Origin of the sequence: Leptospira weilii, assembly GCF_006874765.1 — a bacterium.
Taxonomy (GTDB): domain Bacteria; phylum Spirochaetota; class Leptospiria; order Leptospirales; family Leptospiraceae; genus Leptospira; species Leptospira weilii.
The window spans coordinates 3,763,254-3,780,000 of record NZ_CP040840.1 but is presented as its reverse complement, the minus strand read 5'-3'; the positions used below and the strand labels follow the sequence as shown (position 1 = coordinate 3,780,000).

Below are 16,747 nucleotides of genomic sequence, written 5' to 3'. Positions count from 1 at the left end.
TACGAGATTGAAACTGACCGAGATGATTTCCAAAAATCTGTTCTACAAAAAAAACGAGGTCGATTCCAAAAAGTGGTTTCAAACTCTTTCCGGAAATCGACAAGCAATTCAGGCTGTGTTGAGTTCCGATCAGGAAGTTGGTCGTGCCATCAAGGATCTTCGAAAAAAACTTTCTGAATTGCAAGACAAGTTAAGTGTGATCCTTTCCTTATCCGAAAAATCCTCCAGAATTACTAAAATTCTCGTGAGTTTTACCGAAGCCGAAAAAAAAGAAGTAAAACTAAATCTAACGTACCGGACGGGAGGGGTCTCTTGGAAACCTTTCTACTCGGTTCGTATGGACGGAAGGGAAAAAATCGAGTTTGAATATCTCGCGGAGATCAATCAGGAGAGCGGGGAGGATTGGAATAATATTAATCTTTTATTATCTACTTCCAGTCCCGATGTAAGCGGAAGAAGACCTCGTCTTTCCAGTCAAAGGTTATACGATCAAAAAAAGAAAACGAATAAGGACGGGCTTGTCGCTTTTCAAAACCAAAGTATTGAGGGAGAATCGAATACCGTACCGGAATCTCCCGAAGCCGAAACCGATCCCACAACCGGAAGTAGCGAAGAATCGGGAAGCGGGTTTCTATTCCGTTACTCAAAGCCGATTACGTTTCTTTCTCGGAAAGAGTCCAAAAAGTTGTCCTTGGTATCTTTCACAACGGACGCCACATTTACGGCTTTATATGTTCCCTCCTTAAAACATTATCCGCTCATTAAAGGAAGTTTTAAAAACATTTCCGGATTTCCCATTATTCCCGGAGAGACGGCGGTGTTTCGTCAAGCGGGGATGGTGGGAAAGTCCGGCTTCGGTTATATCAGTCCCGGAGAAAAGGCGGAAATATCCTTCGGTTCCGAAAACGAAGTTCGAGCGATTTACAGAAAGGAATCGAATCAAACCAAAGAAGGAATTCTTTCGGAGACGAAGGTGGTTGAAAAGTCGATCCGAGTGGAACTTGAAAATTTCGGAAAAGAATCCAGAACGATTTCCTTTCAAGAATCGATTCCAGTTTCTGGGGTAGAAAACGTAAAAGTTTCCATCGACTCTGCTACGACTCCGGGTTATGCGGAAGTGAGAAAAGATTCCGGAATTCTCGAATGGAAATTGGACTTGAGACCGAATCAAAAACAAGAGATCAAACTCAAATATAAGGTAAGCTTTCCCGCCGAATTCGATTTAAACCTGTGACGTCTAATGAAATTCCTCTTCGTTCGAAATTCCAAGGGGGGAAGGTACCCCGGCCATATCCCAAAGTTCCAAAACTCCGGTTAAAGGGGTTTGTTTCGGAATTTCAAACGTAATCGTTCCTTTGCTTTCGGAAACATCAAAGCAGGAGCTTTCACTGAAAATCAGATTTTCGGGAGATGAAATTCTTTTCGGGCCTAAACTTTGACGGGAAGAATTTCCCTTCCGTCTTAGATGAAACACAACGCAATTTTTAGGATTGTTTCCAGTTTTAAAGCCGAAGTCGATCGTGTATGTAGTTTTAGAATCGGATTCTCGGTCTTTACGAATTTTTTCAAACCAAACCATCAAATCACTGTTAGGTTCTCTAGGCGAATCCTTACGGTTTTTTTCGATGATCGTAACGGCTTGATTTTTAAGGGAATCGAGAGCCGTATAAAAAGAAGAATCGTCTTCGATTCCGAAATATTTTCCGTCGCTCTCTTCCGCGAGAATTTTCATCTTTCGTTCTTCGTCGGGCTTCAAACCCAAGCCGAGGATATGAAACTTAAAATAAATGCCTTGTTGTTTTAATGTTTGGATTTCTTTTTTGGGATCGCCGTAGCAACTTTCCGCTCCGTCTGTGATTAAGATGATTTCGGTTTCTTTTTTTCTTTGCGAAATCAAGTTTCCCGCAATTCGAATCGATTCCGCCAGGGGAGTTGCGCCCGAAGGTGTTAAACCGAAAAGACGATTTTTGAAAGCGTCGTGATTTTCCCTTTGTAAGGGTTCGTACAAACGGGAGGAAGAGCAACCCGGAACCCGATTGCCGTACGCTATAAATCCTATTTCCGTTTCTGCAGGAAGAGCGGAAATATAGCGACTAACGTGTTTTTTTGCTAAATGAATTTTTTGATAAATCCCCAGATATTCGTTCATCGATCCGGAAGCGTCTATGATGAACAATTTGGACCGTTCGTGATTTTCGGAAACGATGCGCGTTCCCGTTAATAAGAAAAAAAGAATGAGCCCCGTAAAATTTACAATCTTTCGTAAGTATACGCAATGTCCGGTTTTTCGGTTTGTAAATCTGAAGTATGGAATACCTTGAACATTAAAACAAGTCTCAAGAAACAAATCAAAAGCGCGCTTTGAAAAAAATCGCATGTTAAGAATTTTATCGGACTTTCCCCGAAAAGCTGTAATAGGAAAGAATCAAAGATTCCAAAAGATCAATTGGGAAAGGAATTGTTTTCCTTTTTTTTCTACGAAAATCTTGCTTAGAGAGCCGTATTTCAAATCGAAGAAAACCCCACGTTCCAAGGGGATTTCTAAAAGTTTGCAAAGAACGGCTCGAATGATTCCTGCATGAGTTATGATCCCGATTTTTCCGTTTGAAAAAGAACTAAAAACCTTTTCCAAAATTTTTTCGACCCGTTCGTAGAGTTCCGAATAATTTTCCCCACCGGGAGTTCGAACATTCGCAAAATCCTTTGCCCAAGAGGCCGATTCTTTCTCCGGAATTTCGGACCAAAGTTTTCCTTCCCATTCTCCGAAATCCAATTCCATCAATAAATTGGAATATTCTAATTCTTCTAATTTTTTTTGTTTTAGAAATTCGGCCAGACATCTGCAGCGTGAGCTCGGGCTGGAATAAAGTCGATCGAAAGCCACATTTAATTTTTCAAGGATGGAACAAAACTCGTGATAAAAGTCTGCAGCTAAAGAAACGTCCGTACGGCCGTAACAAGTTCCTTGCGGGACATCCGGAGTTGTGTGTCGAATTAAATAAAGTTCCATGAAACCGTCATTCCCAAATAAAAGAGAAGTTCGGTCCCTTGTTGTGTGAATCCGAGACAATCTCCCGTAAAACCCTCAATCTATTTCTTAAAATAATTTCGAAAAAAGGAGGAATCGGAAGTCTTGTACTGAACGTCCAAGAGGCGCAGAAACGATTCCACTCCTCTCGGATCATGGAGAGAATCAAAGTTTTTGATCCACTTTTGCGGATTCAAAGGAAGCCATATCGTTTAAGAAAGTTATCGCGGATAATAGAATCGGAAACGCGATCGCACATCCGGTTCCTTCCCCAAGTCGGAGCCCCAAATCAAGAAGAGGTTTCGCATTCCATTCTTCTAATAAATACATATGACCGGGTTCTACCGATTTGTGACAGAAGACCGCGTTTTTTAAGATTGTAGGTTCCATTTTGTGAGCGATTAAGAATGCCGACGTAGCGATAAATCCATCGACTAAAATGATTCTTCCTTTTTTCGCAGAATCGATCATCGCCCCGATCATCATCGCGATCTCGAATCCTCCGAAAGTTTGTAAGACTTCAAAAGGAGTGCGTAGCGAAGATTGATATTTACGAAGACATTCTTCCAAGATCGCAATCTTTTTCTGAAATCTTTGTTCGTTTAATCCAGTTCCTTTTCCGGTAACTTCCCTTAAATCCTTTTGCAGAACGCTTGCGGTGATAAGACTTGCGGAAGAAGTATTTCCGATCCCCATTTCTCCGAATCCGATTACATTACAATTACTTGATACTTCTTTCGTGGAAATAAAAGCCCCTTTTTCCAAGGCTTGATTACATTCTTTCTTTGTCATCGCCGATTCCATTAGAATGTTCTTCGTTCCAAATCCTACTTTGGCATCGATAAAATCGGGATGAAGGGAAACGGAATTTTCGGAAAACGAAAAATCTACGCCTGCGTCCACCACTTTGAGTCGGATGGAATTCTGTTTACAGAATGTGTTGATCGCCGCACCTCCATTCAAGAAATTGAATACCATTTGATAGGTGACTTCTTTTGGATAAGCGCTGACTCCGGAATCGGCAAGACCGTGATCTCCGGCAAAAACCAGAATATGAGGATTTTTTAGTTCGGGCGAATCTGTGTTTTGGATTAAACCGATTTGAAGAGCGAGAGACTCCAACGTTCCTAGCGAACCGGGAGGTTTTGTTTTTAGGTCGATTTTACTTTGTAATTTTACGATTAGCTCATTCGAATTCAAACGGAAAGTTCCTCCTTTGTTCCGTCTATGGAATTTGTAAAATTCGCTTTCACTTTTAATTCGACTCGGTCTAAAATCCCAAAAAGAATCGAGGTATAAATCAAATCCCCGAGCAGAGTGCCGCCAAAATAGGGAATGGCGGCAATATAACAGGTCAATAAACCTTCCGGGGTTTTAGGATAGAGAGAAGAAAAAGCCCAGACCGAAAAATTCGAAAGAACGAAAAATTGCGCGCTCGCAAGTAACGATACGCCGAATACGGAGATGAGTTTATTGTTGTTTTTTAGAAAAATTCTTCCTAACAAAACATTTATCAGAAGAGAACAATATACGAAGGGAAGCCCCTCGTAAAACCAATCGAATCCGTGGATTTTGGAAAGAATAAAATCGGTAACGAGTATCATAAACATCGGGTAAACAAACGATTTCCATCCTTGAATTCTCGCTCCGGAATAAACGGTCATTGCGCCCACCAAAGTGAAGTTAGGCGGATGAGGTAAAAATCTGGAAATTCCGGAAAGGATCACTCCGAGTATGGAAACCGTATTTTTTGTTAAGAGTTCGGATTTAATTCTTTTTAGAATTTGATCGAGTTGTCGCATTCAATTCTCCTAATGCTATGGGGATAATTGTTTGGCGATGACGCCGTCGATATCCGGGTTTTCATTGGCGCCGGGAATCGGGAGTGCGGCAAGAATCGCCTTTGCGGAAGTTAGTTTTATGTATAGAAATCCGTTCGCTTGAAGTTCATTTCTTAAGGCTACGCTGCAACCCGATCCCGAATTTCCAAAATTCACATCTCCTAAATCGAATCCGTCTCCTCCTCCGTCCAAATTGAACAAAGAAACGGAATTCATCGGATTTGTAATTTGGTTATAATCCACATATTTTAATCCCGCAAATCGTAACCAATGTGCCGGATCGTTGGAAAACACTCCGCCTTGCGTATACGTCGGATTCCATCCGCACCAATTGTTTCGATCATTACCGACCTCGACGATAATCGGTTCTAAAAAAACCGAATTTGGACTTCCTCCAACTTGAAACGGATTTTCAAAAACGATAAAATCCATACCGATTGTATTCTGAACTTTTTTACCGTTCCAGCCTAAAATCAAAGAGGCTCCCGCACCGTTGTTATCCAAAGTAAATACATCGAGAGAACCGTTAAAATTTCCAAGTCCTAAAACTCCGTCGACCGCACAGGTGGAATCTTGAAATCCGGTGCCGGTATTTGCGGGATCGCTTACGATTTCCGTTGCGTTGTATATGCCTGCTCGATCAATTGCAAACCTGTCTTTGCAAGGTCTTGAATCCGGAGTTTGTTGTGATTGCGTCAAAACCAATAAGCCGACGAGCGAATTAAAGTCTTCGGATGAGTTTTCCTTACACGAATAGAAAGAAAAAAGCAGAATTAGAAAACTGTAAATAAAGATGTTTTTTTTCATAATTTGAAAGATAGATTTATATCGAATCATGCGAGCGACTTGAATCGCTCGCATTTGTCTCAAAGTTTTAGTTCGTTTTAATTTCTAAACGGCTCCAAGGGGCGGGATCAAATCCGCTGTTTAAGCCGCATCCGGAATTGATGTTGCTTATGTCGGAAAAAGAATCCAAGTTGTCCGCTTTAGCTTGTTCTAATGTATTTTGGTTGTTTACACCGGAAAGATCGGGACAGATATAAAAGTACCCGTCTTTCGAAGTCCAGCGATACCAAGAGAACTTTCCTTTTGAAAAAGACGAGTCCTGGGTAAATTGGATATAGACCACTTTTTTGGATCGATCTATTTCGATTACATCGCCGATTAGTTTGCTTGCTCCTTCCTTTATCTCTCGAGTCACTTTGGTGTTAGTAATGACATACTGACCTTGCAATACCGTTCCATTCGCGTTAAAACCACCACCGGCGTATTCTTTCGTTCCGTTGAAATAGTTCCAGGTTCCTTCTATTTCCCAATGATTTAGAATCGAGATTCCGAGAAGAAGAAATGTGTCTTCGTCCATAATTAAATTGTCCTTTGGTACTGAGCAATTCATCATTCCGCAAGTAAGGACGGTTGCCATTAAGAATTTCCAGCTTGTTCTAAATTTCATGTTTTTACCTCTAAAAGTTTTTTTGTAGAAGGAGATACGGATTCTAAATTTGGAATATAAGAATTCGATTTAGAATCGGTTCTAAGCGAAAATAAATTTTTTTCTGATGGATATTTCCGCTCAGAACCCCTCCGACGTTTGCCTTTCGGGGCCCCATCGCGGCGCATGGAATATGCAAGGCGAGTTCCAAACTGTCCCTACCTCGAGGACCTTGTTTGCGGGGAAGATCTGGCTTTTCGATTTCAATTTGAAATCGAATTCACAGTTGCGGGTCAGCGTGGGAATTTCACCCAACTTCCTCCCTGAAAGCTTATGGATAACTAAAAATAAAAGGTTTTTCCAAGCAAGAATTTTTCTGAGAGCTTGAGTGAAAACGGATTTCAAGAAAGTACTTTCAAAATCTTTCCTAAAAAACCAGTTTTTAACCGAAAATAAAGATACAATCTTTCCAAATTTAAATCGGACAATCCAATGAAACTAAGTAGATCGGAGTTTATCAAACTTGGAATTTTGACCGCGGCGGGTATTTCCGGTCTTTCGGGAATAAAATTACGCGCTCAAGGGACATCGCCTCGAAAAACAGTAATCGTATTGGGAGGTGGAATTGCCGGTTTGTATACTTCTTATCTCTTGGGTAAAACAGGAATCAAAGTTCAACTCATCGAGGCGACAGATCGATTGGGGGGTAGAATTCGAACGGTTGCCGATGTAAGCGGGAATTTTTTGGATTTGGGCGCCGAATGGATTCAGGCCGAACACAAAACTGCTAAGAGTTTAATCCGAGAATTGGGTCTGAAAACGACCGACTTTGAGGTTCAGTCCGATTTGTTTTTCGGATCTTATCGTAAATTTGGAACCTGGGATATATCACTTAAGTCCCAAGAAATTTTAAATAAACTCGTTCAGATGAATTCAAAGATCAATTCTTCGCAACAACAGGAATTGGATCGGATCAGCTTTTATAATTTTCTAATTTATCAAGGGATGACTCCAGAGGATTTAACCCTTCTGAACTTTAAATATTCCTTATATTACGGAGATTCGCTTCGGTCTTTGTCGGCGCAAAAGGTTTTATCCGACCTAGTTAACTTTCCGAAATACAATACCAGAGTGGAAGGCGGAATGGAAGCCTTAACGAAGGCGCTTGCATTGTCCTTGGAAAATACGGAAACGAGTTTTATGGATCCTGTCGTTTCCGTTTCTCAGGGGGAAGGTAAGGTGACCGTGACTACGGCGTCCGGAAAACGAATAGAAGGGAACGCTTGCATCTCGACTTTGCCCGCAAATCAACTAACGTCGATTCAATGGGAACCTGAATTGGACAAGGAAAAGAAATTATCGGCGTTACGAATTCGATATTCCAGAATTTATAAGACTTTTTTAATGCTTCGGGAGGCTCCTTGGACAAAGGGAAATTTTTCGGCGTATTCGGATTCCGCCGCGGGTTTTATCTACGACGCGGGGACGAAGGCGAACTCGGAAGATAAGATTCTCGGAACGATTTCCACGGGAGATCGATACGACGTTTTGGCTTCTTCCACCGATGCGATGAAAGTCGAATACATACGTCTTGCGCTGGAATCTTTGGGACAAAATAAAGATCTGCAGGTTCTTCGGATTCAAAGCAGTGAAACTTCTCAATCCAAGTATGTTCCTACCGGTATCGCGACTTTTCCGCCTGGAAGTTATGGATCGATTATCTCTTTGTTGAAACCAATGGATCGGATATTCTTCGCGGGAGAACATACCGCGGAGTTGAATGGAACAGTGGAAGGCGCGCTCGCTTCAGCGATTCGTGCAGTCAATCAAGTGTAATTATTAGAAAAGATAGTAAATAACGTGAATTCGGTGTAAGAAAATGAGAAAGAATTTTCTAAAAGTAGGAGTCTCACTTTAGAATTTGTTATTAAAATCGCAATTTGTTGTAGATCCACATTTTAAGAATAGATTTATAAAGTTCAAATTCCAACAGAAAAATGAATCGTGAGTTTCTTACACCGAACTCACGTTAAATAGAAACTTGTTGTTTTGTAGAAAGTAGATGAATTCCTATAATAGAAAATAGGATGAAAATCAAATCGAAATACATTAAAGTTGTTGAAAAATTCCATGATTCAGATTAACAAAACCGCTTCAAACATCCATTTTATTAGAAGTATCTACAGTTGTCGGAATCAAGAAAATATTCTTCTCCGGTTTTCCAGTTGAAACAATAATAAGTTATAGCTACGTCGTCGTCCGGTAGGAGTCTTGCTCCAGAAATACTATAATACACAAACCGGTCATCTACACCTAAAAAATTTAAATATCCTCCCGCCTGCAGGATCTCCTCGGTCTCGAACTAGTTCGATTGGTTTTTTTCCATAGCGGATCTTTAAAAGTTCATCTTCCGATGCAGTCGAATCGAATTGTGCGATGATATTGATTTGGAAATTTTTACAGTCTATTGTTGCGTTTGCAATCCTTGTACCGGATTTTTGGTTCAATTTTTGATCAGCATTCGGATTTTTGTTAAAACTTCTTATGCGTATCTCCGGTACGTTACACCGAGTATCGAGATTTTTCGGAACTGGTAGTGTTCGAATTGGTATCGGTGGTTCATTCGAATCCGAGCAGCCGATACAACTTGAGATTGTAATCCCAAAAATGATACATAGGAGCACAAATAATTTCAAAAGCATTAATCTTCGATCACACTCATCGCGTATTCGGAGATCGCGTCTCTTCTTTGTTCCGCAAAGTCTTTGTGAAACCAGAGATTCTGAATTTTAGAAGCGTCTTTTTTATTTCCGATCGTAATCTTAGTCATACATTCGTCGACCGCAAACTTCATCGCTTCTTTACCCGTTTCTCCGAGTCCTTTATTCCTTTTTTTGCGAGTGATTTCTCCTCCGTTTTTTTCCACACGCTTCATTAGATCTTCGTAATCCTTATCGTCGATGCAGAAAACGGTTTCTTTCTTCTTATCTCCGAATTTCACGTCCACTTCGTAAAGAGGGGCGCTGGAAATATGAATAAAACCAAGCTCAAAAAGTTCGGGCCAGTACTCGTAAAAAAAGGAAAGCATCAAGGATCGGATCGCATATCCGTCAAAGTCCGCATCGGTAATGATGCTGACCTTATCGTAGTTTAATTCGTCTATGGATTTTACTTTCTGATCCAACGGTAGACCGACGATCGCGACGATATTTTTCAATTCTTCGTTTGCGATCGCCTTAGCGATGCTTAAACCTTTGCAGTTCAAGGGTTTTCCTCTTAGAGGGAATAAGCCGTGCAACTTCGGGTTTCTCGCGGGACGCAGACCTGCGATTGCGGAATCCCCTTCCGCAACGAACAACACCCTTCCCGGATCTCCCGGTTTTCCGGTCGGAGGCATGAGTTTTGGAATGTTCATGCGGCTCGCTTTTTTAAGACCTTTTTGAGCGTCTTCAAAGGCCTTGAGTTGAGTTCGTTTTTCCATCTGAAGTTTGATCTCTTCCAGAAGTCCCGTCTTTTTGATGAATTTTTCAAGATGTTTATCCACGGCGTTGCGGATATCCTCATTCAGATCGTTTATGAGATAAGATTTGTCCTGAGATTTAAAGCGAGGATTTAAGAGCCTCGCGTTCACATACATATGAAAGCAGTTTCTAACGTCGTTACGAGTGGAACTGGTTTTGAGTTTTTTCTCAAGAGCCACGATCTGGCTTTTTTTACGAACCTCGTCGCAGATTCTGTTTTCCAGATATTCGATCGCGGAACCGCCTTGCGGTGCGAAGATGGAATTCACCCAAGTGAGATTTTTGTTTTGCCCGATTACCAGATAAGTTTCCAGATGAAGTTGAGAAGCGGAACCCGGTGCGGCATAATCCATTTTGTAATAAACAAGATCCGAGTGGGAAAAAATTTCATCCAGACCCTTCTTGAATTTATACTTTTCTTTTTTACCTTTAAAAACGAACTGAACTTCCAAACCCGGATTGGTCATCGCGATATCTTGCAGATATTGTTTCATCAGATCCACATTAAACGAAATATCCAAGTTGTTGAAATATTTGGGATTGAGCTCGAACTCGACCGAAGTTCCGTGGTCTTCCTTGGAAGCTTTTTCGATCGATTCCTGCATATTCGTTTTCTTTAATAAAGGGTCGAGTTTGTCGATTTGATCCTTAGTAAGAAGGTTACAGTCGGTGAACTTTCCGTGTTCGTCGAAATAGAGAAACACGCGGTCCGTATCCTCTTTGGAAAGTTTGTAGGAACGAATTTGTTTTTTTACGTCGTCGTGAACGGTAAACAATTTCTTAAAAGAACTCCCGTTGTTTACGGTTTTTACTTTGAAGTAGTTGGAGACCATTCTCACAAGGGAAATACCCACGCCGTTTTGACCCGCAACGTGATCTTGTTTTACGTGATCGTCAAAATTCTCCCCGTACATCAAATGGAGATAAACACCTTCCGCGTTTGCTGCGGGAATTCCTCGTCCGTTGTCGGCAATAGTCACACATTTGCGGTCGGAGGAAAGTTGGACGATTAATTTGGACATTTTGTCCTTTTCGGGAATTGTTTTATCCTTTTGATTTTTACGATATTCGTCCACTGCGTTCATGCAGGCTTCGTCCAGACATTTCAGTTTTGCCGGAACATCCTCGAGTTCTTCGTGAACGATCTCGTATTTTCCTTCGTTGTTTTTACGAAAAAAATGTTGTTCGAACGTGGAAGCGGAATTTTGTCCTAACCACATACCGGTTCTCATTCGAACGTGCTCTACGTTGGATAACTTTTTAAAATTTCTTTCTTGGGATGATTTTTCTTTTACTTTGGTTTTATCGGCGCTCATACTTTATCCCATTTATTTTGAAGTTCTACTAACTCGGTAATCATAAACTCGGTCAGTTTTTTATCTTCTTTGACCAGACCTTGATAACGAGCCAGGGTCGTTTTTGCTTCTACGATCGCTTCTTCGCATTTTTTAACTTCTTCAATGGTCATTCTGTAGACCGGAATCGTGGACAACCACTCGAAGTACTTGAATTTGGAAGCCTTGAGCTTGTCCTCGAAGTCCTTTTTGGACTTGATTCCGATTACTTTCTCGTTCCATTTCTCTTTAATAAAACGGATCAATTCCGAGTTTCTTTCAATCTTTTCTTCTTCCAAACCGGATAAACGCTTGAATCTGCGGATGAGGTGAGTTTTGCGGAAGTCGCAGAAGCGTTTGATGATTTCTTCGGGTTTGAAGTTTTTCAATTTACCGTCATACGTAATGACGTTCATCGCAAGAGTTTGAATATCTTCCTTATTGAAGAGAGCCATGATTTCTTTTTGACTCGGCTTCTCGCCTTTTTTGTATTGAAGTTCGATTCTAAAAGTCTGGCTGGAATAATCCACGTATTCCTTCAGCCAGGAATCTTTTCTCTCCAAAATATCATCGAGCAAAGAAATGACTTTCTCGCGATTCCAATTCATCGGAGAATCGGTGAGATAAAGAGTATCGCCTTCCCACTTGAACGCGAACGTCGTGGACATAGTGGTATTGCCGGCTTCGGTTTCCGCCATCTTCACTTCGCCGTTGAAGTCTTTGTACCAAGGCTTTAAAGGAAGAGGTTTTTTGGTTTTGAGATAATTGACCTGAGACTTGACGATGTCCGCAAGTCTATGACCCGGAATAAAACAGCGAAATCCGGTCGCGATCCCTTGGATATTGTTGAGAAGGACGATCGGAACTTTTCCTACAAAATGAATCGGTTCGTCTTCTGTTTCGTCGTAATTTTTAACATAATCGATGTCCGGCAAACTTTCAAAGAATCCCAAATCTTTTACAAAGTCGGATAATTTTACTTCCGTATAGCGGGGAGAGGCGATCGCGCTCGGATCCAAAACGTCACCGAAAGTCCCTTCTCCGGAAACGAGCGGAATATTATTCGCGAAGGTAAAATCCTGGGCCATTTGCGATAGCGCGTCTTGGATCGATTTATCCCCGTGAGGATGATATCCCATCGCAAGACCGGCAACTTTTACGGTTTTCGTATAACGGTTTCTTGCGTCTGAGTTCCACATCGCCCAAAGAATTCTTCTCTGAACGGGTTTCAGACCGTCGATTTCGTGCGGAATCGCCCGAGAATCGCATACATAACGCGAATATTTTCTCTGATCGTCATTGACTTGATCTTCAAAAGGGCGTTTGGGGAACGAGTCCTTTAATTTTGGTGGATTGGAATTCTTCATACGGTTTTGGCCAACGAAATTCTAGAAGACTATCCTGTCAACTGTAAAAAATCGACCGGATTTAATTACAGTATTTTCGGAGCGAATATTTGAACAATTCGCTTTTGCATTATCAGACCCTCGGTTTTTGTAAAGAAAGTTTTACTTTTCAGTTTTTCCTTGCAGATTTTTTGAAAAATCAAGATTTACAATACAATGAAAACCGTATTCAGAATTTTGCAGTCGATTCCGATTCGATCCGGGATTTTTAATATCCATATTCTTATCATACACGTTTCTTTCTTTTTGTTTCAATGCGGAAATATTCAGGAAATTTTATGGAGGGATTCAAAATCCCTTTCCGAAAATTACGCCTCGCAAATTTTCTTTGCGGTCTCTCCATTTGTTTCGTTATACTACGAACCTTCCAGTTTTCAAGCTCGTTACGTTATTTTGAGATCTCAATTCGGAAAGAACGAGATGATTCAAGGAAATTTAAAATATCTGGAATTGTCTCGAAAGAGTGAACAATCGGGAAAAATTCTCTTAGAGGTTTCGGAATGGAAAGGAGCAACGACGCGAAATCCAAACGATAATCGAAAAATCGAATTTTCTCCCGCCTTCGTAATCAAACGTCTTGAAACTTCTTCGAACAAATCCGAAAGTCCCGCTCTTGAACCGAGAAAGGAAATTTTCAACGATGTAAAAAAAGAATTTGTAGTCAGCGACGAAGGGAGCCTTAGGGAAGCCGAAGAAATTAGAATTGTTCCCGGAATCGGAACGCTTAAATGGAAACATAGCCCAAGAGGAATCCTTTTTAAAGTCATGCAGACCGAATTTATTTCTGCAAACGGAACCGCAACTTTTTCCAGAGATTACGATTACGATTCGCTCGAATATCCTCCGGCGATCAGATTGACCGGGATGATTCCGGTTCTTCCACTTCGAAAAACAGAAGTTTCTACGGAATATTACTGTTTAGATTTTCCTTCCGAAATCGATTTGACGACTCTGAGAGAGAATGAAGTTAAAAAATCCGTTTCATTTTACGATCTTGCCGTAAATAAACCATTTACCACAACGGCTAATTTCAAAAATTATCCTATCATAAGAATTTCTAACGAGAAAAACCAATTCCAATGAATCAAAATAGAGAAGTTCGTACCCGGTTTGCGCCGTCTCCCAGCGGATTTTTACACGTAGGCGGAGCGAGGACCGCCCTTTTCAATTATTTATACGCAAAATCCCAAGGTGGTAAATTTATTTTAAGAATCGAAGACACGGATCAAAACAGATCCACCGAAGATTCTTTTAAAATCATATTAGAATCTTTGAAATGGTTGGGAGTCCATTGGGACGAGGGTCCGGAGATAGGAGGGGAATACGGTCCTTATATTCAGAGTCAACGTCTCGGCATCTACAAAGAATATACCGAAAAACTTCTGAAAGAAAAAAAAGCCTATCGTTGTTTTTGTACACAGGAAGAATTGGAGGCGAAAAAAAAACAAGCTGAAGCGATGGGAGTTCCTTACGTCTACGACGGATTGCACGCGAACATGTCCGACGAGGAAGTGGAGGAAAAACTCAAACAAGGAATTCCGCATTCGATTCGATTCAAAACCACTTCTAAAACTCTCATCGTCGACGACATCATTCAAGGAAAAGTAAAATTCGAAACCAAGTTGATCGGAGATTTTATCATCGTTAAATCGGACGGGTTTCCCTCTTACAACTACGCGGTTGTAGTTGACGACGCCCTCATGAAGATTACGCACGTGATTCGCGGAGTGGGTCATCTTTCCAACACTCCTAGACAGATCTTATTGTACGAAGCTTTGGGTTATGAGGTTCCCGAGTTCGCACATGCATCCGAAATCGTGGGAATGGACGGAAAGAAACTTTCCAAAAGGGCGGGCGCGACTTCGATTCTCGCGTTTAGAGATTTGGGATATCTTCCGGAAACGTTTCGAAATTACATGGCACTTCTCGGATGGACTTCCTCCGACGGGAGAGAATTTCTTCCTGAAGACGAACTCGAAAAAATTTTCGATGTGCATCGCTGCTCCAAATCTCCATCCACATTTGATGTATTCAAAAAACCGAAAGGCGCGGAAGACGAAGTCGTAACGAACTTTTCGGACTTAACTCAAATTGCGGAAGCAATGAACCCGAAATCGAAACTCAATTGGTTATCGAATCGAACTATCAGAGATTTGAAAATATCCAAAGTATTGGAAAATTTATTACCGTTCTTGAAAGATAGAAAAGATATTCCCGAGGAGGTGAAAAATATAAATAGCCCCGTGCTTACTTCTATAATCGAATCTATAAGAGTATATCTGGACAACCTCACTCAAGCTCCGGACTATATCGCGGAATTTTTCGTTACCGACTTAAAGATCCAATCGGAAGAGGCTGCTGCGTTTTTGAAAGAGGGGAGCGGCACCCAAGTAATCAAGGAGTTTTACGAAATACTGAAGGATTCCAATCCCAAGACCGATGAGAATTATAAGGATCTAATGTCCAAAGTCGGAGAAGTTACCGGGCAAAAAGGAAAAACTCTCTATATGCCGATCCGGGTGGCGACTACCGGAAAATCGGCTGGGTTGGAGCTACCGATTTTATTTCCTCTTTTAGGGAAAGAAAAGCTCCTTCGGAGAATTGAAAAAACCGCCCAAGAAGCGGGAATCCCGTTGTCGACTTGAAAAATCCGATATATTTCGTTCAAATCGTCCGCTTTTAAGTTGTTAATCCTGGAGGCGCAACGGGAACAGAGATGAAGGATTCCAAGAAATTATTGCTAGTGAAACATAATGAAGGTTCTTACGTTATGTTTCTTCCCAATGATTTAACTAGTGTCAGAGAACTCCGGTCGGCTTTGAAAAGTTCCCTTTTAGAAAATTCTTTTTCAAACAAAGCCGTCATTGATATCGAATTGGCAGCGGACGAAGCGCTTACAAATTCGATTTCGGCTAATGTCATATCGGGTTCTAAAGAAATGATCATCTGCCGTTGGAAGATCAAGGATCATAAGTTTACAATGTGGATCATGGATTACGGTTCCGGACTCAAATCCCCAAAACTGGAATCTTTTCCCGTAGACATTCGGGTAACCAACCTCGATGAATATTTAAACCGCGTCAAACAACACCAGGAAAAAAAACGCGAAACCCTTCCTCTGAAGGGAGTTCGAATCCCACATCGGAATGTAGGAAGAGGACTTCAGATCATTCAGTCGTTGATGGATACTTTCAAAATCACGTATCATTGTGGAGAGGGGCAAATCTCGTCTGACCCTGATGAGAGAAACATCCAAGGATCCATCATCGAACTTGGTTTTGATTCTTCCAAACATCTCGTATAAAACATGACCTTAAATGAGTTCGCGAGAAATGTGCTTCTCGGTTCCAGTCTTGAAGATAAGTTGTTTTCACCCTCCCTTCCACCGATCGACGTTCGTTCTTTCAATTTTTTGAATATACCTTCCTTACCGGTTCGGGAAAAAAAAATTCGGACCTCCGAACAAAAGAGTAAAATTCCAAGACTGGAGCAGTTATTCAAGGAAGAGAATCGTTTTATCACTCTGCATCATTTTGCGAATCACGAATTGATGGCGATCGAACTTTTTGCCTGGGCCATTCTTAAGTTTCAAGATGCGGCGTCTTCTGTCCGATTCGGTTTGTATAGAACTCTTTTGGAAGAGCAGACTCACCTAAGAATGTATCTTTCCGAAATGAAAAAGGGCGGAATGGAACTGGGAGATCGGCCTCTCAATTCCATTTTTTGGAAACAGGTTCCGAGAATGCAAACCCTCGAAAAGTTTTACGCGATCATGGCAATCTCTTTTGAGGGAGCTAATCTTGATTTTTCAAAGATTTACACAATGGCTTTCGAACGTTTCAAAGATTTGGAAAAAGCCAATATTATGAAAAAGGTTTACGAAGACGAGATCAAACACGTCCGTCGTGGTTATCACTATGTCAAAAAACGGATTCCCGATTCTAAAGACGAATGGGACTATTATCTTTCTTTGATCGAGTTTCCGTTTACTCCGAGAAGGGCCAAAGGATATCATTACTTTCCGGAAACGAGAATCCAGGCTGGATTTTCGGAAGAATTTGCAACGAAGCTGGGAAGATACGAAGACGAGTATACCGGAAAAGTAAATTCTCGAATTTTAAAAGAGGTTTTGGATCTGAGTTAAAGAATACAGGAAAATCATAGACAGGCTTTTTTTATTCCTCA

The 16,747-nt window shown here is 41.1% G+C and carries 14 protein-coding genes and 2 pseudogenes (1 of these 16 running past the window's edge); 6 read left to right on the top strand and 10 right to left on the bottom strand.

What is annotated here, in order from left to right; genetic code table 11:
* Positions 1 to 1,234 carry the 3' portion of a mucoidy inhibitor MuiA family protein gene (locus FHG67_RS18460; protein WP_036075107.1) on the top strand. Its footprint begins 473 nt before the window's first position, so only the last 1,234 of its 1,707 coding nucleotides appear in the window; its start codon lies off the left edge, out of view; the stop codon is at positions 1,232 to 1,234.
* A 3-nt stretch (positions 1,235 to 1,237) separates the two neighbouring features.
* On the opposite strand, the gene FHG67_RS18455 is transcribed toward FHG67_RS18460, so the two are convergent.
* The 7 genes and pseudogenes from FHG67_RS18455 to FHG67_RS18425 form a co-directional block, all read right to left on the bottom strand.
* Complete coding sequence (locus FHG67_RS18455) at positions 1,238 to 2,377, bottom strand: vWA domain-containing protein (RefSeq protein ID WP_004498937.1); 1,140 nt, start codon at positions 2,375 to 2,377, stop codon at positions 1,238 to 1,240.
* 48 nt (positions 2,378 to 2,425) lie between these two features.
* Positions 2,426 to 3,010 (bottom strand): alpha-ribazole phosphatase, encoded by a 585-nt coding sequence (gene cobC / locus FHG67_RS18450; protein ID WP_004498956.1) that lies wholly within the window; start codon positions 3,008 to 3,010, stop codon positions 2,426 to 2,428.
* Positions 2,995 to 3,117, bottom strand: a pseudogene (locus tag FHG67_RS22480) (adenosylcobinamide-GDP ribazoletransferase); the annotation flags it as partial. The pseudogene FHG67_RS22480 and the gene cobC, both read right to left, overlap by 16 nt.
* A gap of 76 nt (positions 3,118 to 3,193) precedes the next feature.
* Positions 3,194 to 4,228 carry a nicotinate-nucleotide--dimethylbenzimidazole phosphoribosyltransferase gene (cobT, locus tag FHG67_RS18440; RefSeq protein ID WP_004498948.1) on the bottom strand — a complete coding sequence of 345 codons (1,035 nt, stop codon included), beginning with the start codon at positions 4,226 to 4,228 and terminating at the stop codon, positions 3,194 to 3,196.
* On the bottom strand, positions 4,225 to 4,830 hold the full coding sequence (locus FHG67_RS18435) for a DUF6580 family putative transport protein (RefSeq protein WP_142499875.1): 606 nt from the start codon (positions 4,828 to 4,830) through the stop codon (positions 4,225 to 4,227). The genes cobT and FHG67_RS18435 overlap by 4 nt, the downstream gene beginning before the upstream one ends.
* A gap of 15 nt (positions 4,831 to 4,845) precedes the next feature.
* Positions 4,846 to 5,676 carry an LIC_13355 family lipoprotein gene (locus FHG67_RS18430; protein ID WP_142499930.1) on the bottom strand — a complete coding sequence of 277 codons (831 nt, stop codon included), beginning with the start codon at positions 5,674 to 5,676 and terminating at the stop codon, positions 4,846 to 4,848.
* 67 nt (positions 5,677 to 5,743) lie between these two features.
* The gene (locus FHG67_RS18425; protein WP_061217613.1) at positions 5,744 to 6,322 is read right to left on the bottom strand and encodes an LIC13354 family exoprotein; all 579 of its coding nucleotides are present in this window, start codon (positions 6,320 to 6,322) and stop codon (positions 5,744 to 5,746) included.
* Between the two features lie 471 nt (positions 6,323 to 6,793).
* Here FHG67_RS18425 and FHG67_RS18420 point away from each other — a divergent pair, with 471 nt between their 5' ends.
* Positions 6,794 to 8,137, top strand: coding sequence for a flavin monoamine oxidase family protein (locus FHG67_RS18420; RefSeq protein ID WP_061216590.1), 1,344 nt, complete (start codon positions 6,794 to 6,796; stop codon positions 8,135 to 8,137).
* A 334-nt stretch (positions 8,138 to 8,471) separates the two neighbouring features.
* Here the strand turns inward: FHG67_RS18420 and FHG67_RS18415 are convergent.
* From FHG67_RS18415 to FHG67_RS18405, 3 genes and pseudogenes are all read right to left on the bottom strand, one after another.
* Positions 8,472 to 9,003: pseudogene (locus tag FHG67_RS18415) on the bottom strand (hypothetical protein).
* Positions 9,003 to 11,138, bottom strand: coding sequence for a toprim domain-containing protein (locus FHG67_RS18410; RefSeq protein ID WP_004497047.1), 2,136 nt, complete (start codon positions 11,136 to 11,138; stop codon positions 9,003 to 9,005). Before FHG67_RS18410 ends, FHG67_RS18415 begins: the two are co-directional and overlap by 1 nt.
* Complete coding sequence (locus tag FHG67_RS18405; RefSeq protein ID WP_002614406.1) at positions 11,135 to 12,523, bottom strand: DNA gyrase subunit A; 1,389 nt, start codon at positions 12,521 to 12,523, stop codon at positions 11,135 to 11,137. Before FHG67_RS18405 ends, FHG67_RS18410 begins: the two co-directional genes overlap by 4 nt.
* 195 nt (positions 12,524 to 12,718) lie before the next feature.
* Between FHG67_RS18405 and FHG67_RS18395 the strand changes: the two genes are divergently transcribed.
* The 4 genes from FHG67_RS18395 (at position 12,719) to FHG67_RS18380 (ending at position 16,706) form a co-directional block, all read left to right on the top strand.
* The gene (locus FHG67_RS18395) at positions 12,719 to 13,645 is read left to right on the top strand and encodes an LIC_13346 family putative lipoprotein (protein WP_376767528.1); all 927 of its coding nucleotides are present in this window, start codon (positions 12,719 to 12,721) and stop codon (positions 13,643 to 13,645) included.
* Complete coding sequence (gltX, locus tag FHG67_RS18390) at positions 13,642 to 15,207, top strand: glutamate--tRNA ligase (protein ID WP_002614409.1); 1,566 nt, start codon at positions 13,642 to 13,644, stop codon at positions 15,205 to 15,207. The genes FHG67_RS18395 and gltX overlap by 4 nt, the downstream gene beginning before the upstream one ends.
* A gap of 71 nt (positions 15,208 to 15,278) precedes the next feature.
* On the top strand, positions 15,279 to 15,866 hold the full coding sequence (locus tag FHG67_RS18385) for an ATP-binding protein (RefSeq protein WP_142499874.1): 588 nt from the start codon (positions 15,279 to 15,281) through the stop codon (positions 15,864 to 15,866).
* 3 nt (positions 15,867 to 15,869) lie between these two features.
* Complete coding sequence (locus FHG67_RS18380; protein ID WP_078125612.1) at positions 15,870 to 16,706, top strand: DUF455 family protein; 837 nt, start codon at positions 15,870 to 15,872, stop codon at positions 16,704 to 16,706.
* Positions 16,707 to 16,747: the final 41 nt, after the last annotated feature.